This is a genomic window from uncultured Winogradskyella sp. (assembly GCF_947501905.1).
Lineage (GTDB): Bacteria > Bacteroidota > Bacteroidia > Flavobacteriales > Flavobacteriaceae > Winogradskyella.
Window position 1 is genome coordinate 567,500 of the sequence record NZ_CANMXL010000003.1, and the last position, 21,234, is coordinate 588,733.

General features: G+C 34.5%; 20 protein-coding genes. 11 read left to right on the forward strand and 9 right to left on the reverse strand.

What is annotated here, in order from left to right; translation table 11 throughout:
- Positions 1 to 25 precede the first annotated feature (25 nt).
- From Q0770_RS09455 to Q0770_RS09465, 3 genes are all read right to left on the reverse strand, one after another.
- Complete coding sequence (locus Q0770_RS09455; RefSeq protein WP_299116312.1) at positions 26 to 466, reverse strand: YHS domain-containing (seleno)protein; 441 nt, start codon at positions 464 to 466, stop codon at positions 26 to 28.
- A 43-nt stretch (positions 467 to 509) separates the two neighbouring features.
- Positions 510 to 1,490, reverse strand: coding sequence for an acyl transferase (locus Q0770_RS09460; protein ID WP_299116313.1), 981 nt, complete (start codon positions 1,488 to 1,490; stop codon positions 510 to 512).
- A gap of 73 nt (positions 1,491 to 1,563) precedes the next feature.
- On the reverse strand, positions 1,564 to 3,357 hold the full coding sequence (locus Q0770_RS09465; protein WP_299116315.1) for a T9SS type A sorting domain-containing protein: 1,794 nt from the start codon (positions 3,355 to 3,357) through the stop codon (positions 1,564 to 1,566).
- 233 nt (positions 3,358 to 3,590) lie between these two features.
- On the opposite strand from Q0770_RS09465, the gene Q0770_RS09470 reads away from it, so the two are divergent.
- Both Q0770_RS09470 and Q0770_RS09475 read left to right on the forward strand, forming a co-directional pair.
- The gene (locus Q0770_RS09470) at positions 3,591 to 4,277 is read left to right on the forward strand and encodes a response regulator transcription factor (protein WP_299116317.1); all 687 of its coding nucleotides are present in this window, start codon (positions 3,591 to 3,593) and stop codon (positions 4,275 to 4,277) included.
- Entirely contained in the window at positions 4,277 to 5,317 is a 1,041-nt protein-coding gene (locus Q0770_RS09475) for a cell wall metabolism sensor histidine kinase WalK (RefSeq protein WP_299116319.1), read from the forward strand. The genes Q0770_RS09470 and Q0770_RS09475 overlap by 1 nt, the downstream gene beginning before the upstream one ends.
- Here Q0770_RS09475 and Q0770_RS09480 read toward each other — a convergent pair.
- Positions 5,300 to 6,406 (reverse strand): glycosyltransferase, encoded by a 1,107-nt coding sequence (locus tag Q0770_RS09480; protein WP_299116321.1) that lies wholly within the window; start codon positions 6,404 to 6,406, stop codon positions 5,300 to 5,302. The two genes, Q0770_RS09475 and Q0770_RS09480, sit on opposite strands and share 18 nt — an antisense overlap.
- A gap of 77 nt (positions 6,407 to 6,483) precedes the next feature.
- On the opposite strand from Q0770_RS09480, the gene trmB reads away from it, so the two are divergent.
- From trmB to Q0770_RS09515, 7 genes are all read left to right on the forward strand, one after another.
- Entirely contained in the window at positions 6,484 to 7,158 is a 675-nt protein-coding gene (trmB, locus tag Q0770_RS09485; protein WP_299116323.1) for a tRNA (guanosine(46)-N7)-methyltransferase TrmB, read from the forward strand.
- A 3-nt stretch (positions 7,159 to 7,161) separates the two neighbouring features.
- Positions 7,162 to 7,800: a LysE family transporter gene (locus Q0770_RS09490; protein WP_299116327.1), complete on the forward strand. Its 639-nt coding sequence runs from the start codon at positions 7,162 to 7,164 to the stop codon at positions 7,798 to 7,800.
- 1 nt (position 7,801) lies between these two features.
- Positions 7,802 to 8,143, forward strand: a complete 342-nt coding sequence (locus tag Q0770_RS09495) for an MGMT family protein (protein WP_299116329.1) — start codon at positions 7,802 to 7,804, stop codon at positions 8,141 to 8,143.
- A gap of 183 nt (positions 8,144 to 8,326) precedes the next feature.
- A complete protein-coding gene (locus Q0770_RS09500) occupies positions 8,327 to 9,472 on the forward strand; it encodes an Mrp/NBP35 family ATP-binding protein (protein WP_299116331.1) in 1,146 nt (381 codons plus the stop codon).
- Positions 9,473 to 9,523: 51 nt separating this feature from the next.
- Positions 9,524 to 9,763, forward strand: a complete 240-nt coding sequence (locus Q0770_RS09505) for a NifU family protein (RefSeq protein ID WP_188372827.1) — start codon at positions 9,524 to 9,526, stop codon at positions 9,761 to 9,763.
- A 70-nt stretch (positions 9,764 to 9,833) separates the two neighbouring features.
- A complete protein-coding gene (locus Q0770_RS09510) occupies positions 9,834 to 10,889 on the forward strand; it encodes an NAD(P)/FAD-dependent oxidoreductase (RefSeq protein WP_299116333.1) in 1,056 nt (351 codons plus the stop codon).
- Positions 10,889 to 11,224: a 2Fe-2S iron-sulfur cluster-binding protein gene (locus Q0770_RS09515; RefSeq protein ID WP_299116335.1), complete on the forward strand. Its 336-nt coding sequence runs from the start codon at positions 10,889 to 10,891 to the stop codon at positions 11,222 to 11,224. Before Q0770_RS09510 ends, Q0770_RS09515 begins: the two co-directional genes overlap by 1 nt.
- Here the strand turns inward: Q0770_RS09515 and Q0770_RS09520 are convergent, their stop codons facing one another.
- From Q0770_RS09520 to Q0770_RS09540, 5 genes are all read right to left on the reverse strand, one after another.
- On the reverse strand, positions 11,225 to 12,124 hold the full coding sequence (locus Q0770_RS09520; RefSeq protein WP_299116337.1) for a metallophosphoesterase family protein: 900 nt from the start codon (positions 12,122 to 12,124) through the stop codon (positions 11,225 to 11,227).
- An 80-nt stretch (positions 12,125 to 12,204) separates the two neighbouring features.
- Positions 12,205 to 13,383: an acyl-CoA dehydrogenase family protein gene (locus Q0770_RS09525; RefSeq protein ID WP_299116339.1), complete on the reverse strand. Its 1,179-nt coding sequence runs from the start codon at positions 13,381 to 13,383 to the stop codon at positions 12,205 to 12,207.
- Between the two features lie 113 nt (positions 13,384 to 13,496).
- On the reverse strand, positions 13,497 to 14,156 hold the full coding sequence (locus Q0770_RS09530; RefSeq protein WP_299116470.1) for a tRNA1(Val) (adenine(37)-N6)-methyltransferase: 660 nt from the start codon (positions 14,154 to 14,156) through the stop codon (positions 13,497 to 13,499).
- Between the two features lie 56 nt (positions 14,157 to 14,212).
- Entirely contained in the window at positions 14,213 to 14,743 is a 531-nt protein-coding gene (gene rimM / locus Q0770_RS09535) for a ribosome maturation factor RimM (protein WP_299116340.1), read from the reverse strand.
- Between the two features lie 157 nt (positions 14,744 to 14,900).
- Positions 14,901 to 15,401 (reverse strand): 30S ribosomal protein S16, encoded by a 501-nt coding sequence (locus Q0770_RS09540; protein WP_299116342.1) that lies wholly within the window; start codon positions 15,399 to 15,401, stop codon positions 14,901 to 14,903.
- 169 nt (positions 15,402 to 15,570) lie between these two features.
- Between Q0770_RS09540 and Q0770_RS09545 the strand changes: the two genes are divergently transcribed.
- The gene (locus Q0770_RS09545; protein WP_299116344.1) at positions 15,571 to 16,650 is read left to right on the forward strand and encodes a DUF6252 family protein; all 1,080 of its coding nucleotides are present in this window, start codon (positions 15,571 to 15,573) and stop codon (positions 16,648 to 16,650) included.
- A 163-nt stretch (positions 16,651 to 16,813) separates the two neighbouring features.
- Entirely contained in the window at positions 16,814 to 21,199 is a 4,386-nt protein-coding gene (gene dnaE, locus Q0770_RS09550; protein ID WP_299116346.1) for a DNA polymerase III subunit alpha, read from the forward strand.
- The last annotated feature ends 35 nt before the right edge of the window (positions 21,200 to 21,234 follow it).

Here is a 21,234-nt window from a genome sequence, read left to right on the forward strand (position 1 = left end):
TAATCTTTCTTTTTCATTTAAAAAATTAATTTTTAATAGCCTCCCAATTTAAGTCGGCTTTTTTCTGTAAACCTTTCACATTTTCTTTTTTCCATAATTCTAAAGTGTTTGTGCCCCATGAATTGTAGAATAAATAGAGTTTTCCATCACGTATTTCAAACGTTTCTGGGTCGATTCCTACTTTTTTAGATTTTACAGCAACAGCATAAGCACAATAGCCACCATATTGAGGTGCATATTTTTCTGGAGCCATTAAAAAAGTATCTAAGTTTTTCTGAGAAGAAAATTTATACTTTACATTATCGTGCGTCGTTGAGAAACTTTTTTTGCCTTCGACAGCATTGTTGTTAAAGTATTCTATAACATCATAACCTTCGGCAACATAACCCTTTTTAAGATTGTAATCTATAGATTGCGCGTTTAAACTCGTAATGCTAATTAGTAATGCTATTAGTGTAAATCTCATAATATCTTTGTTTAGAGACTATGTCGAGAACTTAAAAGCTTGCTTACAAAACCATAAGATTACAACCGCGAATATCTGAATTGTCAAAACGCCCTATGGCTTCAAAAGTTTTATTCTCATAAGTTTTGCCAAGATCTTGAGTAGCTATAAAAGCACAGGAATTAATATTTGCTAAGTCTATAATATTAAGACCTCCAGAAGTTGATTTTTTATGTATAGATAAAGCATCTTCAGTGTCACGAGTGAAGATTTTTAGCCATGGCGGACATTCAAAAATACCATTACCTTTAGAATAAGCTTGACTTAACAATTCTGTCATACCATACTCGCTATGAATATGATTGACGCCAAAGCCTTTCTTTAAGATAGCATGCAATTCTGTGCGAATCATTTCTTTTCGTCGACCTTTCATACCACCAGTTTCCATAATTATGGTATGCTTTAAATTGAAATTGTAGCTTTCTGCTAAATCCAATAAAGCAAAAGAAACACCTATCAAAAGTGTTTTCTGTCCTCTTGTTTCTAGACTTTTTATAGTATTAGCTAACTCATCTAAATTATTTAAGTAAAAACCACTTTCAGTATGATTGGAGCTTTTGATTAAATCTTCAGCCATATATATTAGCGAAGACCCATCTCTTTCTAAATAAGACGGTAATAAGGCCAAAACAACATAATCTTCTATATTTCCGTAGAAATGAGTAAAGCCTTTTCTAAAACTATTTTCGTAAATATTTAGGTCAGTAATATGATGTTTGCTAGTTATACTTCCTGTTGTACCAGAACTTGTAAAAGTCTTTTCAATAAGATTTCTAGAGCTTAAAACCTCATGTGATTTAAAAAATTGAATGGGTAAAAACGGAATTTCTTCAACTTCAGAAATATCAGAAGGATGCTTAAAAAGTAAATCGCAAAACGAACGATAGACGGGATTATTTTCAAACTGAAATTTAAAGACTTCCAATGCCAAAACTTTAAATTCCTTTTCAGAAGATATATTAAAAATTCTATCCGTTTCTATCATGATGTAAAATTAAGCAAAACAAAAAGCGCCACCAATGGGTAGCGCTTTTTAGAATTAAAAAAATTCTTTATGATTATCTAATCACTAACTTCTTAGTGCTTGTTGCTTCATCTTGAGTTAATCTCAATAAATAGATTCCAGATTTTAAGTTAGAAACGTCTAATCTATTATTAGAAATCGTCTCGTTTTTTACTTGCTTACCTAATACATCAAATACAGTAACTGCAATAGGAGATGCATTTACAGAAGAAATAGTTACTTCACCAGTATTTGTTGGGTTAGGGAAGATTGAGAATTTGTTTATACTAAATTCGTCATTACTAAGAGAAAAGTCTGCTAATGCTCTTGATGTTATCTGTGGTGTGCCATTGAATTCTCCAACAAACGTTGTAATACCTATAGCTCCTGAAGGAATGAGTTCTCCAATATAATCAGCTTCGCTAAAATTAGTTCTATATATTGACGCTGCTAATAGTCTAGCTGAAGGGTCCGAAATATTGTAGCTAGTAGAAGCAGCAAATGTCGCCACACCATCACCATCTGAGAATGTTACATCATTAATTTGAACTAACTCAGATTCATAATCATCTTGATTTGCAACAATCTGTGCTAATGTCACTACTTCTGGTATAATAGGATTATTTCCAGCAATAGTTGGATCCTCAATAGGGTTAAATTGCATTACGCCATTGAATTCTGATACTTGACCTACTAAACCGCTCATAGTAAAACCTATATTGAAGACTGAAGTAATTACTCCAGGATCATCGTCAATTAAAATAGCTGCAGATGCATCCTGAATATACTTTTGGTTCCTTGTTGATCTAGTATAAGTGACACTAGGCTCACTTTGTATACTATAGAAAGCTCCAGGGCCGTTTGTATTGAAATCTGCTCTTACTGCAGCCAAGTCAGCAACAGTAGTTAAACTTCCTACACTAAAATCAGTCATCTTAGTGTCTAATAACATATTTCCTGCATCTCTTAACTCAACAGTAACATTATAACTAGCACCATCAGTAGTTGTAATACCAAAAGGAGTAGCTGTCGGCGCCACACTTGTTGGAGCACCTGCATTTACAATTACATTTACAAATTCATTGCCAGTTAAGTTAGCCGTAGTCCAAGTTAAGTCTACATTAGTAGTACCAGGATTAAAAACTGTGCCTGAAGATGGAGCAGTTATAGTTATACTTGGATTAGTTTGCGCCATAAAGACCAATACATCATTAAAAGTTTGACCCAGCATAAGATTATCAACCCTTACAGTCTCATCTCCAGAAGAATTAGATTGTCTAAATTCAAATTGAGAGACTGATAGTGGTGCTGAGACAGTACTAGAAATTGATGTACTCATATCATTTACTGGATTAATCCATAATTGCGCAGTACCGCCAGTTTGATCAAATTTTAAAATAGCTCTGTAAGTTACACCAAAGTCTAAATCATTTGCCCAACTTACTTCACCTGTACTACTATTAGATGCAATTCCAACAGTGAAATCACCAGTATTATTAGGTGCTTGAATATCTAATCTAGCTCTAAAGTCAAAGTGCGCAAAATATTCGAAGTCTGTTCCACTAATTGGTGCACCTAAATCATCAACCGAAAAATCAAATCCTGCATATATATCTCCGGCAACTGAAGTAAAATCAATAGCGACATCCTCTGGTGCTGAATTGTCTTGTAGTATTACAGCTTGTCCTGAGTTAGCTAAGAAAGTTCCTGCAGTACCACTAGTGTTTACCCATGCACTATTTGCTACAAGACTCCCATCAGGATAAGAAAAGTCTTCAGCTAATATTACCTGCCCAAAAGAAGCAGTAGAGATTAAAATTGTAAAAATTAAAAAGTAAAGTTTTTTCATAATATATTAATTGTAGTTATAAGAGCCTCAAATATAAGAAGAATATTGGCTTTAATTAAATGATATCAAGCAATTAAGCTCTCATTTTACAATTATTTAAAATTAACTTTTCTTAATTCGACAAACTGTAATTTTATCCGACAAATGTTAGGTAATTGTTACCAATTTGTAATCAGTAAATTTTATTTAGGAGTTATAATTATATTTACCGTAAGTTATAATTCTACTTTATTTTGAAAAAAAGAGATATTAAAATTTTACTAGTCGATGATGAAGCTGATATTTTAGAAATTGTAGGCTACAATTTATCATCAGAAGGCTATCAAGTAACTACTGCAAAAAACGGTATTGAAGCTATTGAAAAAGCAAAAAAACATAAGCCACATCTTATCATTTTAGATGTTATGATGCCAGAGATGGATGGTATAGAAGCTTGTGAGAAGCTTAGAGAAATTCCTGACTTAAGCAATACAGTCATTACATTTTTAACGGCAAGAGGTGAAGATTATTCTCAAGTTGCAGGTTTTGATGCTGGTGCTGATGATTATATTACAAAGCCGATAAAACCTAAAGTATTGGTAAGTAAAGTAAAAGCACTTTTAAGACGTCTTAAAGAATCAGAAAATCCATCAGATACCATTATCAAAATTGGCGAACTAATTATTAATAGAGAGGAATATAAAATCACTAATAAAGGAGAAGAAATCATTTTACCTAGAAAAGAGTTTGAATTACTATCTTTATTAGCAACCAAGCCTGGGAAAGTATTTAAGCGCGAAGAGATTTTAGACAAAGTCTGGGGTAATGAGGTCGTTGTTGGCGGAAGAACCATAGATGTACACATCAGAAAACTTAGAGAAAAAATTGGTGACAAATCTTTTAAAACTGTCAAAGGCGTTGGTTACAAGTTTGTTGACTAATGCAAAAATCACTTAAGAAATCTTATAAATTCACGATTAGAACTGCAAGCTATGTTACAATAATAGCTTCAGTTTTAATGGCTTTATTTCTCAATTCTTTTTATACGATAGACTGGGAATTTTTAATTTTTCCATTTGCATGTTTTGTTGTTTGCTTTGTGGTTATTCAATACAGAATAGAGCGTTTTATATATCGCCGTATAAAAAGAATATATGATGACCTTACACTTCTTGAGTCTACAGATTTGAGACAGCAGCCCATCACTACAGATATGACTACGCTTACTAAGGAGATTGATAAGTATGCTAGGGACAAAAAACTAGAGATTGAAACACTTAAAGTTAGAGAAGAATACAGGAAAGAATTTTTAGGAAATGTGTCTCATGAGTTAAAAACCCCCTTGTTTACCGTTCAAGGTTATATCGAAACACTTCTAGATGGTGCGATGGATGATGAAAAGATTAGAAAAAAGTATTTAAGTCGCGCGAGTAAAGGCGTAGAAAGATTGACTTATATCTTGAAAGATTTAGACATGATCACCAAATTAGAAGTTGGAGACTTAAGTTTGAACATTGAGAAATTTGATGTTGTAGAATTGATTCAAAATATTTTTGACCTTTTTGAAATGAAGGCTTCAAAAAAGAAGATTACACTTACTTTCGATACTGATTATCCTCAGCCTGTTTATGTCAATGCAGACAAAGAACGTATTCAACAAATTGTAAGTAATCTAGTTGTTAATTCTATAAAATATGGTTCAGAGCACGGGACAACAGAAGTAAGCATTGAGAATTTAATTAAGAATAAGGTTATTGTGCGTGTAACAGATAATGGTGAAGGGATTGCTCAAGAACATTTAAGTCGTCTTTTTGAGCGTTTTTATCGTGTAGATAAAAGTGGATCCAGAAAAGAAGGCGGTTCGGGTTTAGGATTATCTATCGTTAAGCATATTATAGAAGCTCACAACGAAAAGATATATGTAGAAAGCGAACCTGGTGTAGGAAGCGAGTTTTCGTTTACCTTAGAAAAGGCTAAATAGTTTTTTATAGTTAAGCTCAGACTCCATAGGCTTAAAGCCTGAATAAGCAGTATTAAAATTAAGGTCTTCGAAGCTTAAAGTGTCTTGCTTTACAAAAGGAATAATAGAATTTCCGGATAGCTTTTCAGCTAAATACAACTGTTCAAACTGTCCAGGAGTTGGGATGAAAATCGCTTTCTTTTCTAGCTTAGCTAAATCCATAATCGTGGTATATCCTGAACGTGAAATAATTAACTTACTAGAATTAATTGCAGTCTCAAGCTCGTTGCTAGTCATATAATTATACATCTCAATATTGTCAATTATGGTAGTCTGCTGTTTACCTTCAACCATACCTCTTACAAAAACCACAGATTTTTTTTTGTTTTTAAGCTCAAATAATAATTTCTTTTCTAGCTGAGTGCGTTGAGGTTCGGGTCCAGATAAAATAACAAGAATGTCTATGCTTTCTTCATTATTCTGTTTTTTGAAACGGCTCAGAGGACCAATGTATTTTACATTGTTTAATTGGCGTTTTGTGTGACCTAACTCACCACTTAAATTAGGACTATGTTCAAAATCAGGCACCCAACATTCGTCAAATTTCTTAATGATATCTTGATGCCATTTACTACTCAGCCAAGTTGTTTTCCCGCTAAGAACATTTAATTGATGTGTTAGATATACAGATGGAATAGCTTTATGTCTAACACCAAAACGATTATCAGAAATAATACCATCTATTCTTTCAGTTTCAACTAATTGGGCAACACGTTTTCTTTCTCGTTTAATGGTCTTTAAAATGTGAGGAGATGCCTTTAAAAATTTCAATTTAAAGCCATTACTTTTTTTTGAATACGAAATATTATAAGATGGAAGCTCAAAAGCAGACAATTTAGGAAACTCTTTTTTTAGTAATTCTAATGCGCCACCGTCCGAAGCAATAACAGGCTCAAAACCTTGAGAAATTAAAGCGTTAATAATGGGGATACAACGTGTAGCATGACCTAACCCCCAATGTAATGGTGCCACTAAAACCCGCTTTCTATTCTGAGCTTGTTTCAGTATCTGATTATTATATTTTGATGATGACTGAGCAGTAATTGCCATTTATTTTTAAAATGTCGATTATCGACCAAAGATAAACCTAAAATGTTTCCTTAATTTTGCCAAAAGATTAAATAATTGTGGGAAGCAAAAACAAATTAAAGCGCTTTAAGGAAAACGAAACATTTGAAAACGTTTTTCAACCTAAACGAGAAGAACTTACAGATGGTAATTTTATAAATAAAGGCAATTGGAATGAAGGCGTTTTCAAAAACGATAATCCAATTGTTTTAGAATTAGGATGTGGTAAAGGCGAATATACTGTTGGTCTTGCCAAGCGCTATCCTAATAAAAATTTTATAGGCATAGATATTAAAGGCGCACGTTTTTGGAGAGGTGCAAAAACTGCGCTTGATGAGAATATCCCTAATGCTATGTTTATAAGAACCCAGATAGAGCTTATCGATTTTGCTTTTGCTGAAAATGAAGTTGATGAAATCTGGATAACATTCCCAGACCCACAAATTAAATACAAGCGGACCAAGCATAGAATGACTAATCTTGAGTTTTTAGAACGTTATAAAAAGGTGCTTAAGCCAAACGGAATAATGCATTTAAAAACTGATAGCGAGTTTATGCATGGTTATACCTTAGGCTTGTTACATGGAGCTGAACATAAAGTACTTTATGCTAATCATAATGTTTATAAGCAAGAAGGTAGTCCTGAAGAAGTTACAGAAATACAAACCTATTACGAGAGTCAATATTTAGAACAAGACAAACCAATTACGTATATTAGATTTCAAATCAACTAAATCTTGAGTATAACAATTGTCTTTTTCCTTGGTCTTTTTGTGGCCTTAATTGGAGTAATTCCGCCTGGTTTACTTAATATGACGGCCGCAAAAATAAGCCTTAAAGAAGGTGCTGGACGAGGCGTTATGTTTTCCACAGGTGTATGTTTAGTCGTTTTTATTCAGACTTATATTGCTGCAATTTTCTCAAGATATTTGAGTAATCGACCAGATGTGGTTGAGATTCTTCAACGTGTAGCGTTTGTTATTTTTGTTTTAATTACTATCTATTTTCTGGTTTTAGCATCAAAACAAAAAGAAGAAACTAAGCCAGTTGATGAAGATGATATTCGAAGTAAAAAAAGTCGTTTTTTTTATGGGATGTTGTTATCTGCGCTAAATGTATTTCCCATACCATATCAGGCATACATGACAATTACTTTGGCATCTTTTGGGGTTATGGATTTTGAGCGGGTGAGCATTATCACTTATGTGACTGGAGCTGCAATGGGTACTTTTGTAATGCTATATTTTTATATTTTCTTTTTTGATAAGATAAAAGACAAAGCATTTACATCTCAAAAGAACATGAACTATATTATTGGTAGTGTTACTGGTCTGGTGGCATTAGTTACATTTATAAATATTCTTAGAGAAATTTAAGATGAAACCTGAAACTGAATCTTTTTTCGAACGTGTTTATGAAGTCGCAAAACGTATCCCTTATGGTAGAGCAACAAGCTATGGTGCTATTGCTAAATACTTAGGAGCGGCCAAAAGTGCACGTATTGTGGGTTATGCTATGAATGGTTCTTTTGGTAAAGATGTCCCAGCACATCGTGTGGTGAACAGAAAAGGCTTATTGACTGGAAAGCATCATTTTGAAGGCACAAATTTGATGCAGCAACTTTTAGAAAACGAAGGCATTGAAGTTGTAGAGAATCAGATTCAGAATTTTGAAGCTGTTTTTTGGGACCCTTCGAAGGAATTACAAGCCCATTTATAAAGCTTATCCACACATTTTTCTTTTCAATTTTCTTAACGAAAAATATAAACTTTTAGCAGTATCTTTGCATTTAGAATTAATCTAGATAAAAAGTGAAATGAGCCAAAAATGAAAGTTTCTAGTTGCCCTAGAGTACTAATGGCGAATTCCATCTTACAAACTAGTAAAGTTGAATATTAACAGATGAAGCTTAATAAACAAGATATATTAAATGCGCTTAAAACCATAACAGTTCCTGGTGAAGGGCAAAATATGGTTGATAGTGGTGCGGTTACTAATGTAGTGACGTTTGCAGATGAAGTAATTGTAGATTTAACAATAAAAAACCCAAGTCTTCAAGCACGTAAAAAAGCAGAAGTTGAGATTTTACAAACTATACATCGTGAAGTTTACGAAAAGGCTAAAATAAAAGTCAATATAAAAGTTGAAGCACCAGCTGCAGCTCCAAAACAAACTAATGAAATAAAAGGAAAACCTATTCCAGGAATTTCTAATATAGTTGCAGTAGCCTCAGGAAAAGGTGGTGTTGGTAAATCTACTGTTACAGCAAATTTAGCAGTGACTTTAGCTAAAATGGGCTTTAAAGTAGGTGTTCTAGATGCGGATATTTATGGGCCGTCAATCCCAATAATGTTCGATGTTGCTTCAGAAAGACCGCTGTCTGTTAATGTAGATGGAAAATCTAAAATGAAACCTATCGAAAACTATGGTGTAAAAGTTTTATCAATAGGATTTTTCACAAAACCAGACCAGGCTGTAATTTGGCGTGGACCAATGGCTTCGAAAGCATTAAATCAAATGATTTTTGATGCCGCATGGGGCGAATTAGATTTCTTATTATTAGACTTGCCTCCAGGAACAGGAGATATTCACTTGAGTATCATGCAAGCATTACCAATTACTGGAGCGGTTATCGTTAGTACACCACAGAATGTAGCTTTGGCTGATGCAAAAAAAGGTGTTGCGATGTTTCAACAAGATAGTATCAATGTGCCAGTTTTAGGAATTATAGAAAACATGGCTTACTTTACGCCAGCTGAATTGCCAGAAAATAAATATTATATCTTTGGGAAAGAAGGTGCAAAACATTTAGCAGAGGATTTAGAAGTACCTTTCTTAGGAGAAGTACCTTTAGTACAAAGTATAAGAGAAGCTGGAGATGTTGGTAGACCAGCTGCTTTACAAACAGCAACCCCAATAGAAGAAGCTTTTGAAGCGTTAACAAAAAGTGTTGTAGAGCAAGTGGTTTATAGAAATGAAGCTTTACCCGAAACAGAAGCAATAAAAATTACAACAATGGCAGGATGTTCTGCTGTAAAAAAGAAATAAAATGAATTCATAGGTTAATCTTAACTTCATGAATTCCATTAAATAAAAATTATGACTGGTGAACAATTAAAAGAAAATGTAGAGAAGGCACTAGACGAAATTCGCCCATTTCTTCAGAGCGATGGAGGTGATATTTCTTTGCTTTCTATAGAGGATGATAAGTTTGTTAAAGTGCAGTTGCAAGGCGCATGTATTGCTTGTAGCGTTAATCAAATGACTTTAAAATCTGGAGTAGAAATGACTATTAAAAAGTATGCACCACAGATAGAAAAAGTGATTAACGTCGAATAGTTTAAAATGACTTTTATCACACTTTGGAAAGAAGCATAGTATTAGTTTTGCTTTTCAATATTACAATTCAATGATTACAACAGATATAATTATTATCGGTGCTGGCCCAACTGGGCTTTTTGCCGTTTTTGAGGCAGGTTTACTTAAACTCAAATGTCATCTTATTGATGCATTGCCTCAACCAGGAGGACAATGCTCTGAGATATATCCCAAAAAACCTATTTACGATATTCCTGCATACCCAGAGATTTTGGCAGGTGATTTAACAGATAAGTTATTAGAACAGTGTAAACAATTTGAGCCAGGTTTTACGCTTGGTGAACGTGCAGAAACTATAGATAAACAAGAAGACGGAACATTTATTGTCACAACCAATAAAGGTACTAAACATCAAGCGCCTGTTGTTGCTATTGCAAGCGGTTTGGGAAGTTTTGAGCCTCGTAAACCATTATTAGGTAACATTACAGATTTTGAAGATAAAGGTGTAGAATATATTATAAAAGAGCCAGAGCTCTATCGTGACAAAAATGTCATCATAGCTGGTGGTGGCGATTCTGCTTTAGACTGGAGTATCTTTTTAGCAGATGTAGCAAAAAGTGTCACTTTAGTGCATAGACGCAATGAGTTTAGAGGACATTTAGATTCTGTTGAAAAAGTTCAAGAATTAAAAAACTCAGGAAAAATAAGTCTAATTACACCTGCAGAAATCACCGCGATTATTGGTGATGATAAAGTTGAAGCACTAGAAATTACCAAAAAAGATGAAGCGCCATTTACTATAGAAACAGACCATTTTATTCCGCTTTTTGGGTTATCACCAAAACTAGGACCAATAGCCAATTGGGGCTTAGAAATTGAAAAAAATGCTATTAAGGTTAATAATGCGTTAGATTACCAAACTAATATTCCAGGTATTTTTGCCATTGGTGATGGAAATATATATCCAGGAAAATTAAAACTGATTCTTTGCGGTTTCCATGAAGCTACATTAATGTGTCAAGCGGCTTACAAAATCATAAATCCAGGGAAACGTTATGTGCTAAAGTATACTACTGTAGCTGGTATCGATGGTTTTGATGGGACGCGTAAAGAAGCACCAAAGGCTGTGGTAAAAACAATTGATTAATGGACAGTAATGACATAAAGATTACAATTATTGATCGTGATGGTGTAAAACATAATATCGAAGCACCTACAGATATGGCCATGAATTTGATGGAGATTGTTCGTAGTTATGAGCTTGCTCCAGAAGGTACCATTGGTGTTTGCGGAGGTATGGCAATGTGCGCATCTTGCCAATGCTATGTCAATTCCGAACACAACTTACCAGAAATGCAGGACGATGAAGAAGCTATGCTTTCGGAAGCATTTTATGTAAAAGACAATAGCCGTTTAGGATGCCAAATACATATTTCACCAGAACTTGAAGGTTTAGAAGTAGAGTTAGCTCCTGAGAGTTAATCACTCAGTTTTATAATCCATCAATTTTGTTGGGCCTTCTAAAAGGATTCGCACAATTTTTAGTGTACCATCATCTGCTGTGGCAATTTGCCACTTAATAAGTGAGATAGCGCCATTTTCAATTTCAAGACCAGTAATGCTTCTTGGGTGTACACAGCTGCCGTCATTAAAAAAAGCAATATCACCAGGTTCAGGAAAGCGTGGTCTATGTGTATGACCAGCAATGGTAACTAAGTTGTTGTTTTCTGTAATCCATTTTTTTGTGCGACGTTCAACTTTTATAAGTTCCTTGTAGTTTTTTGCTGGACTTGTAGGGTCTGCAATACCCATAACATTTAATGGCTTCCAGAGCGCACGCACCATAAAACGGCTGACTTTCCAAAACAAATAATTCCACCAATCAGCTTGGTGTCCATGGCATAGAAACAATTCTTGACCAGTTTCAGAATGTTTTAAAACGATACCTTCATGATATTTAATGTCGCAAAACAAGTCTTTGTTTTCTCCAGTTTTTGCATCAAAATAGGTGTTGAGATGTTTTTTAACGTAATTCTGATTACGATACACCATATCATGATTCCCCCATATCATATGCAATCTACCTTCATCATGAAATTGCTTCATGAGCATAAACACATTTTTGTGTGCATGCAAGATAGATTCAAATGAAAGATTTTCCCATAGTTCATCACCATCACCTAATTCAGCATAATTAAAACCTTCATTATAGTAATGCTTTAAAGCATGAAAGTAAATGTTACGATTATTAGCAAAGTCATCAGCAAAACTATTATCACCACGATGACAATCACTAAATAAGATATACTTACTAGAGTCATTAAAAGAAATGACTTTCGCTTTATTGTAAGCTTTATCTAATCGTTTTTTTGCTGAAAACATTTAGTAAATGTAAATAAAAAATGCTTCATGATGAGATGAAGCATTTTCAATATTATATTTTTAAAAAGTCGTTTAGAGACTTATTTAAATGCATTTAAACCTGTAACGTCTAAACCAGTAATTAGTAAGTGAATATCATGTGTGCCTTCGTAAGTAATTACACTTTCTAAATTCATCATATGACGCATAATACTATATTCTCCACTAATACCCATACCACCTAACATTTGTCTAGCTTCGCGAGCAATTTTTATAGCCATATCTACATTATTACGTTTAGCCATAGAAATCTGAGCTGATGTTGCTCTGTTTTCATTTTTTAATTGCCCTAAACGAAAAGCTAATAACTGTGCTTTGGTAATCTCAGTAATCATCTCGGCTAATTTCTTTTGTTGAAGCTGAAACTGTCCAATAGGTTTACCAAACTGAATACGTTCTTTACTATACCTTAAAGCTGTGTCATAGCAATCCATTGCAGCACCAATGGCACCCCATGCAATACCATAACGCGCAGAATCTAAACATCCTAAAGGGGCGCCTAAACCAGATTTGTTAGGTAATAAGTTCTCTTTAGGGACTTTGACATCCTGAAAAATAAGTTCTCCAGTGGCAGATGCTCTCAAAGACCATTTGTTATGTGTTTCTGGAGTAGAAAACCCTTCCATTCCGCGTTCAACAATTAAACCGTGAATACGACCTTCTTCATTCTTTGCCCAAACCACAGCTACATTACAAAATGGCGAATTTGAAATCCACATTTTCGCACCATTCAACAAATAATGGTCACCCATGTCTTTAAAATTGGTGGTCATGCCACCAGGGTTACTTCCATGGTCAGGTTCTGTCAATCCAAAACTTCCCATCCATTCTCCAGTGGCTAATTTTGGTAAGTATTTTTTGCGTTGTTCTTCAGTGCCATATTTCCAAATAGGATACATGACTAAAGACGATTGTACAGAAGCTGTACTTCTTACACCAGAATCGCCACGCTCAATCTCCTGCATGATTAAACCATAAGAAATCTGGTCTAATCCTGCGCCACCATATTCTTCAGGAATATATGGTCCAAAAGCACCTATTTCAGCCAATCCGCCTATAATAGATTTTGGAAATTCTGCTTTCTGCGCAGCATCTTCAATTATTGGAGATACGTCACGTTTTACCCATTCGCGAGCAGCATCACGAACTAGTTTGTGTTCTTCTGAGAATAAGTCATCAAGATTATAATAATCTGGAGCTTCAAATAAATCTGGTTTCATTATAAAATACTTTTAAATACTTAACTGAAAAATAGTAATGGACAATTAGATTTTTTTAAATACCCATTATGGGTCAAATGTAACGAAAACGTTTTCAGTGGACAACCAATAAATTACATTTTAAGGTAGAAATTTTTGGTAAGATTTATATAATCTTCTGTGTAATTGTGTCTTTCGTTTTCGATAATTAATTCGGAAGTTTTAATAGTCGTATGTTGAAATGAGAATTCAATTAAACTGCGTTTAATGTCAGCTTCGGGATTCCCTTTTACATGAAGAATACGTTTTGGAAATAAATGTACTTTAGATGCAAGTTCAATAAATTTTTTTTCCTCTTTATGCGGAATGATGACAGAGAATAATCCACTTTTAGATAGTAATTGAGATGCAGCATATACCAAATGCTCAAAAGGCATAGCGTCTGTAAATCTGGCTAAATCTCTAGAAATATTTTCTGTTTTATAGTTTTCAGAATAAAACGGTGGATTACAAATAATGGTGTCGTATTTATCCTCAACTTCTTCAACATATTCTAATAGTGACGCATGATAACAAAATAGTCTGTCTCCCCAAGGTGAGTTTTCAAAATTATCTGCACATTGTTCATATGCGTCAGCATCTATTTCTATAACTTCTATGAGTTGAGCATTGCTTCTTTGTGCCAACATTAATGATAAAATCCCTGTCCCAGCACCAATGTCTAAAACCGAAAATGGATGGTTTTCAATAGATGTCCATGCACCAAGTAAAACACCATCTGTGCCAATCTTCATAGCACAACGGTCTTGATTAATAGTAAATTCTTTGAATTTGAAAGGCTTAGAACTCACTATTCAGAAAGGTATAAATCTATTAATCCCTCAGGTGTATTAACAATAACAGTTTTGTTATCTCTATCTATTTTAATAATAAATTTATCATTCATAGGAATAAGAATTTCGATGCCGTTTCGGTCAACTTCAAATAAAGCTTGAGTGGTACTGTCATTGATTGCTACAATTTTTCCAACCTTACCAAAATTTTCATCGTTCATTGTAAAACCAATCACCTCATGAAAATAGAATTTGTTGCCTTCAAGTTTTGGGAGCAAATCTAGAGGTAGGTAAAGCTCAGATTTTAAAAGTGCATCAGCATCTGCTTCATTATCAACATCTTCAAATTTTAATCGTAATAAATCAGATTTGTGTAATTGGGATGCTTCGATAAAAAAGGGAACTAGATTTCCTCTTAGATCTATAAAAATAGCATCTAAATTATCATATAAATCAGGTTCGTCGGTATCGAGTTTAGCTAAAAGTTCACCTTTAAAGCTATACTTCTTTACTATTTTTCCTAAGTAAAAACAATCGTCTTTTTTCATGACAAATTATTGATTTGTCACCCTGAATTTATTTCAGGGTCTTCATTATTTAAATTTTAGATGCCAAAACAAGTTCAGCATTATGCAAAAGAAAGTTCTTTGCATAAAAAACCCAGACACAAAATGGTCTGGGTTTAAAAGTATAAAAATAAATTTTTTACTCTTCCTCGTTAGATGCTGTAGTTTCTTCTGCAACTTCTTCTTCAACTACTGGTGTAGCTGCTGCGATACGTGCATCATTAACTGCTTTTTCAGCTTCTAATGCTTTAGCTCTTGCATCTGCATCTGCTTTAGATAAGCCATCTGCTTTTGCTTGAACCTTAGCTGCTTTTTCTTCTAACCAAGCATCGAATTTCGCTTGCGCTTGTTCTTCAGTTAGAGCTCCTTTTTTAACACCACCAGCTAAATGCTTTTTCAATAAAGCACCTTTGTAAGATAAAATAGCTCTCGCTGTATCTGTTGGTTGTGCTCCATTATCTAACCATTTAACAGCGCCATCAACATCTAATTCGATTGTTGCTGGGTTGTTGTTTGGGTTGTAAATTCCTAATTTCTCTAGGTATCTACCATCTCTTTTTGAGCGAGCATCTGCCGCTACAATCCAATAAAAAGGTTTTCCTTTTTTACCGTGTCTTTGTAATCTGATTTTTACAGGCATAATAATTAATTAGTTGAGGTTCTCGACCTCTGTTATTAATGAGGGCGCAAAGATAGGATATTTTTTTAATTTTCAAGACTTTATATAATATAAAGAAATCTCAAAAAAATAATATACTTTTGATGGCAATCGAACGTTGTAAACATAGATATTTTTAAAGTAATTAAAAATGAATAAGAATCTACTTTTATTGTTACTGGTTTCTATATTTTTTGGTTGTGCCGATGATGTAGAGTTTAATAACCCAGCTGTACAGGCAAATTTTGAAGGTCAATCATGGAGAGCAGTTGCCTTTAGTGCATCTACAAAAGATGGCGGATTAATTATTAGAGGAATTAGAGGTACTGAAAAACTTTTGCTTTTCACAACTAGAACGGATGCAGGAGATTATCCTCTAGGAGGTAATAATCAAAGTGAAGCAAGGTATACAGCAGCAGATGGAACAGTATATTCTACATTAAATGCACCAGACCCATCAGTTCAAGTATTTCCTTCAGATGGTTTAATACAAATCACAAGTGTAGATCTGGTTAATAATATTGCCACAGGAGAGTTTTGGTTTAATGCATTTACAGCTGATGGTTTAAATTCAGTAAACTTTATTGATGGTGTATTCTTTCAAACTCCAATACTTCAAAACATCCTAGAATCAACAGGAGGCTCTACGTGTGACTTAGCTACGTCAACAATTAATGATTTGCAGGCAGAAATTATGGCTTTTGAGCCATCTCCTGATGTAGACTTATGCTTGCAATATCAAGCGGCATTAGAAGTTCAGGTGTTATCCTGTGTGGATAGTGATGGAACTTTGCAAATGATGTTAGATAATGTAGATTGTAATGATGATGATGGTGATGGACTACCAAACTCATTTGAAGATGTAAATATGGATGGAAACCTTGACAATGATGATGCTGATATGGATGGTATTCCTAACTATTTAGATAATGATGATGATGGTGATGGTGTTCTTACAAACTTTGAAAATATGAGAGGTGATACAGATGGTGATGGCATACCAAATTATTTGGATATGGATGATGATAACGATGGAGTGCTTAGTGTTTTTGAAGGTGCTAACGCATCTCAAAACACAGATGGTGACTCTTTGGTCGATCATATAGACCCAGACGATGATGGTGATGGTATACCTACAATTGACGAAAACCCTGACCCAAATGGAGATGGTGACCCAAGTGATGCTCTAGATACAGATATGGATGGTACGCCAGATTATCTACAGAATTAAAAACAATATGTATTGAAAAAAGCCATGCATTGCGTGGCTTTTTTTGTTTACAAGTGTTTATAACTTTAGTTTAAAAAAGTAGAAATTCTATGTAAGTTTATATGCTAAATTTCTTTGGATTTTTTTAGACTTTATAGCTCAATAAAAAACGATTTAACTACACATGTATTTAATTTTTGATACTGAAACTACAGGTTTACCTAAGCGCTGGAATGCACCCATAACGGATACAGATAACTGGCCAAGAGCTATACAAATTGCTTGGCAGTTGCATGACGAAATGGGTAACTGTATTGAGCATCAGGATTATTTGATAAAGCCAGACGGATTTAATATTCCGTATGATGCAGAGAAAATTCATGGTATTTCTACAGAATTGGCTCAAGAGCAAGGTATAGCTTTAGCTGAAGTTTTAGAAAAATTCAACATTGCTATGTCTAAAACAAAATTTATTGTTGGGCAAAATGTTGGATTTGATGTAAATATCATGGGTGCTGAGTTTGTGCGTGGAGATATTGCAAATCCACTGCAAGAATTACCAGTTTTAGATACATGTACTGAGCATACTGCGACCTTGTGTCAAATTCCAGGAGGTCGTGGCGGGAAATTTAAACTCCCAACTTTAACGGAGTTACATCAATTTTTATTCGACACACCTTTTGGCGAAGCGCATAATGCAACTGCAGATGTAGAAGCCACAACACGTTGTTTTTTAGAATTAGTAAGGCGAAGAGAATATACAAAAGAGCAGCTCGATGTTCAGCCAGATTATTTTGAAGAGTTTGCCCAAGCAAACCCTTCAAAAGTTGAGGGCATAAAGCTAAAACATGTTAATCTTAAACGTGAGAGTGCAAAGATTAATGAGCGTCTTCAGAAAGAGCAGGTAGATGTTATTCCGGTAGAAACTAATAAAGAGGCTGCTGCTAAACTTGCTGACGTTGATTTTGTGCATTTGCATAATCACTCGCAGTTTTCTATTCTTCAATCTACCATAAGTGTAAAGGATTTAGTGACTGCTGCGGCTAATGAAAATATGCCAGCAGTAGCTTTGACGGATCACGGTAATATGATGGGCGCATTTCATTTTGTAAGTGCGGTTTCTAATCATAATAAAGGTGTAAAAGCGCAACATGCCGAAGCAGAAGAACATGGAGAAACCAAAAAAGGCAATATCATAAAACCAATTATTGGTTGTGAGTTTTTTGTATGCGAGAATCATGAAGATAAAACCCGAAAAGATAATGGCTACCAAATTGTACTCTTAGCTAAAAATAAAAATGGCTATCACAATTTAGCCAAGTTATCTTCTGCAGCCTTTACAAATGGGTTTTACTATGTGCCTAGAATAGACAAATCCCTTATTGAAAAATACAAACAAGATTTAATCTGCCTAACAGGGAACCTTTATGGTGAAGTACCAAGCAAGGTTTTAAATATTGGAGAAAAACAAGCCGAAGAAGCTTTAATGTGGTGGAAAGATGCTTTTCAAGACGATTTGTATATCGAGCTTATGCGTCACAATCAAGAGGACGAAAATCGTGTAAATCAAGTCTTAATCCAATTTTCGAAAAAGCATGATGTAAAACTCATTGCTACAAATAATACGTATTATGTAGAGCAGGAAAATGCTAATGCCCATGATATTTTACTTTGTGTTAAAGACGGAGAAAAGCAAGCCACACCAATAGGACGAGGACGTGGTTACCGATATGGATTACCAAATCAAGAATATTATTTTAAGTCTTCAGAAGAGATGAAGGCTTTGTTTAGAGATATTCCTGAAGCTATTGTCAATATTCAGGAAGTTGTAGATAAAGTCGAAGCTTATGAGTTAGCAAGAGATGTGTTATTGCCAGCTTTCGATATTCCGGATGAATTTAAAGATGAAGAAGATAATGTTGATGGCGGGAAACGAGGAGAAAATGCATACTTAAAGCACCTCACATATGAAGGTGCAAAAAAGCGTTATGGGGATATTACACCAGAAATAAAAGAGCGTTTAGACTTTGAATTGAGCGTTATTCAGAATACAGGTTATCCAGGATATTTCTTAATCGTAGAAGATTTTATTCGCGAAGCCAGAAATATGGATGTATCTGTTGGTCCGGGACGTGGTTCTGCAGCTGGTTCTGTAGTTGCATATTGTCTTTGGATTACAAATATTGATCCCATTAAATACGATTTACTTTTTGAGCGTTTCTTAAATCCAGATCGTATAAGTATGCCAGATATTGATATCGATTTTGATGATGAAGGTCGTGGTCGTGTTATGCAATATGTTATTGATAAGTATGGTGCCAATCAAGTGGCTCAGATTATTACTTACGGAACTATGGCAGCTAAATCTTCAATCAGAGACACAGCTCGTGTGTTGGACTTACCATTAAATGAAGCTGATCATATTGCGAAACTGATACCAAATATGTCCAAACTTGGAAAAATATTTGGGAAAAGTGAAAAAGAACTCGCAGGAAAATTCAGAGCGGAAGAACTAGATAAGGTTAATCAACTCCTCAATATTTCTGATGGAGAAGATTTACAAGCCGAAACCGTAAATCAAGCAAGAGTCCTTGAAGGCTCAGTAAGAAATACAGGTATTCATGCCTGTGGCGTCATTATTACGCCAGGTGACATTACCAATTATGTTCCAGTATCTGTTGCAAAAGATTCCGATTTATATGTAACGCAGTTTGATAACTCGGTGGTTGAGAGTGCAGGGTTGTTAAAGATGGACTTCTTAGGATTAAAAACATTGACGCTTATTAAGGATACGGTTAAGATTGTAAAAGCAAAACATGGTATTGAACTTGATCCTGAGAATTTTCCCTTAGATGATGAAGAAACTTATGCGCTTTTCCAGCGTGGAGAAACCGTAGGGATTTTTCAGTATGAATCTCCTGGTATGCAAAAGCATATGAAGCATTTGAAGCCGACGGTTTTTGATGATTTAATTGCAATGAACGCGCTCTATCGTCCTGGTCCAATGGAGTACATTCCAAGTTTTATTAGACGTAAGCATGGCGAAGAAGATATTATTTACGATTTACCCGAAACTGAAGAATACCTAAAAGAAACTTACGGAATTACAGTGTACCAAGAGCAAGTAATGTTGCTCTCTCAAAAATTGGCTGATTTCACTAAAGGTGAAGCTGATGTACTCCGTAAAGCTATGGGTAAAAAACAAAAGGCTGTACTTGATAAAATGAAACCCAAGTTTATCTCTCAAGCAGCTGCAAAAGGTATGGATGAGCAAAAACTTGAGAAAATCTGGAAAGATTGGGAAGCTTTTGCAAGTTATGCCTTTAACAAATCACACTCCACTTGTTATGCATGGATTGCCTATCAAACGGCATATTTAAAAGCGCATTATCCTGCCGAGTATATGGCAGCTGTATTGTCTAATAACATGAATGATATTAAGTCCGTAACCTTCTTTATGGAAGAATGTAAGCGTATGCGCTTACCTGTTTTAGGGCCGAGTGTTAATGAAAGCTATTATAAATTCTCAGTAAATAAAGATAATGCCGTTCGTTTCGGGATGGGAGCCATAAAAGGAGTAGGTCATGGCGCAGTAAAAACTATTGTACAGAATAGGAAAGAAGACGGTAATTACAAGTCTATTTTTGATTTGGCAAAACGTATTGATTTACGAGCGGCAAACAAAAAATCATTTGAAGGCTTGGCTAATGCCGGTGGGTTTGATTGTTTTGATGATACACATCGCGCTCAATATTTTGCTCATGATGGCGATGGGATTACATTCTTAGAAAAGGCCATGAAATATGGCGCAAAGCATCAAGAAAATGAAAATTCAGCCCAAGTAAGTTTATTTGGTGAGGCTAGTGGTGTTGAGATAGCGGAGCCTCAGGTGCCGCCATGTGAAGATTGGGGAACCATGGAAAAATTATCTCGTGAAAAAGAAGTTGTTGGTATTTATATTTCTGGACATCCTCTAGATGATTTTAAAATAGAAATGAAGTCTTTTTGTAATAGTGTAGTTGCAGATTTTAATGATTTAGAAGCTGCAGTAAACCAAAACTTAAAGTTTGGAGGTGTAGTTACAGATGTGCAACACCGTATCAGTAAACAAGGCAAAGGATGGGCCATATTTACGATAGAAGATTATACAGATAGTTTCGATTTTAGAATTTTTGGAGAAGATTATTTAAAGTTTAGACACTTCTTAGTTCAAAATTCGTTTGTGCATGTGCAAGCTTTTGTAAAAGAAGGTTGGATAAATAGAGATACTGGTAAAAAAGGAGATCCTCGAATTCAGTTTAATAATTTTCAGTTACTACATGATGTTATGGATACTTATGCTAAGAAGTTGTCTGTACAATTAGATATTAATGAATTAAAGGAAAATACCGTTCAGAATTTAGAGGAGATGTTTAGGATTCATCAAGGTACAAATTCATTATCTTTTATAGTATATGACAGTGAAGACAAGATAAAGCTTAATATGCCTAGCCGAAAGCAAAAAGTTAAAATTTCTCAAGAATTATTAAATACGCTGGCTGAAAATGATATTAAGTATAAGTTGAATTAAAGAAATATATGGTAGGTTAGATAAGATCCTATCTT

Excerpts from the sequence above, each read along its gene's own strand:
- Q0770_RS09455 (WP_299116312.1), bottom strand. The coding sequence starts at position 466 with ATGAGATTTACACTAATAGCATTACTAATTAGCATTACGAGTTTAAAC.
- Q0770_RS09460 (WP_299116313.1), bottom strand. The coding sequence starts at position 1,490 with ATGATAGAAACGGATAGAATTTTTAATATATCTTCTGAAAAGGAATTT.
- Q0770_RS09465 (WP_299116315.1), bottom strand. The coding sequence starts at position 3,357 with ATGAAAAAACTTTACTTTTTAATTTTTACAATTTTAATCTCTACTGCT.
- Q0770_RS09475 (WP_299116319.1), top strand. The coding sequence starts at position 4,277 with ATGCAAAAATCACTTAAGAAATCTTATAAATTCACGATTAGAACTGCA.
- Q0770_RS09480 (WP_299116321.1), bottom strand. The coding sequence starts at position 6,406 with ATGGCAATTACTGCTCAGTCATCATCAAAATATAATAATCAGATACTG.
- Q0770_RS09495 (WP_299116329.1), top strand. The coding sequence starts at position 7,802 with ATGAAACCTGAAACTGAATCTTTTTTCGAACGTGTTTATGAAGTCGCA.
- Q0770_RS09500 (WP_299116331.1), top strand. The coding sequence starts at position 8,327 with ATGAAGCTTAATAAACAAGATATATTAAATGCGCTTAAAACCATAACA.
- Q0770_RS09505 (WP_188372827.1), top strand. The coding sequence starts at position 9,524 with ATGACTGGTGAACAATTAAAAGAAAATGTAGAGAAGGCACTAGACGAA.
- Q0770_RS09510 (WP_299116333.1), top strand. The coding sequence starts at position 9,834 with ATGATTACAACAGATATAATTATTATCGGTGCTGGCCCAACTGGGCTT.
- Q0770_RS09515 (WP_299116335.1), top strand. The coding sequence starts at position 10,889 with ATGGACAGTAATGACATAAAGATTACAATTATTGATCGTGATGGTGTA.
- Q0770_RS09520 (WP_299116337.1), bottom strand. The coding sequence starts at position 12,124 with ATGTTTTCAGCAAAAAAACGATTAGATAAAGCTTACAATAAAGCGAAA.
- Q0770_RS09525 (WP_299116339.1), bottom strand. The coding sequence starts at position 13,383 with ATGAAACCAGATTTATTTGAAGCTCCAGATTATTATAATCTTGATGAC.
- Q0770_RS09530 (WP_299116470.1), bottom strand. The coding sequence starts at position 14,156 with ATGAAGATTGGCACAGATGGTGTTTTACTTGGTGCATGGACATCTATT.
- rimM (WP_299116340.1), bottom strand. The coding sequence starts at position 14,743 with ATGAAAAAAGACGATTGTTTTTACTTAGGAAAAATAGTAAAGAAGTAT.
- Q0770_RS09540 (WP_299116342.1), bottom strand. The coding sequence starts at position 15,401 with ATGCCTGTAAAAATCAGATTACAAAGACACGGTAAAAAAGGAAAACCT.
- Q0770_RS09545 (WP_299116344.1), top strand. The coding sequence starts at position 15,571 with ATGAATAAGAATCTACTTTTATTGTTACTGGTTTCTATATTTTTTGGT.
- dnaE (WP_299116346.1), top strand. The coding sequence starts at position 16,814 with ATGTATTTAATTTTTGATACTGAAACTACAGGTTTACCTAAGCGCTGG.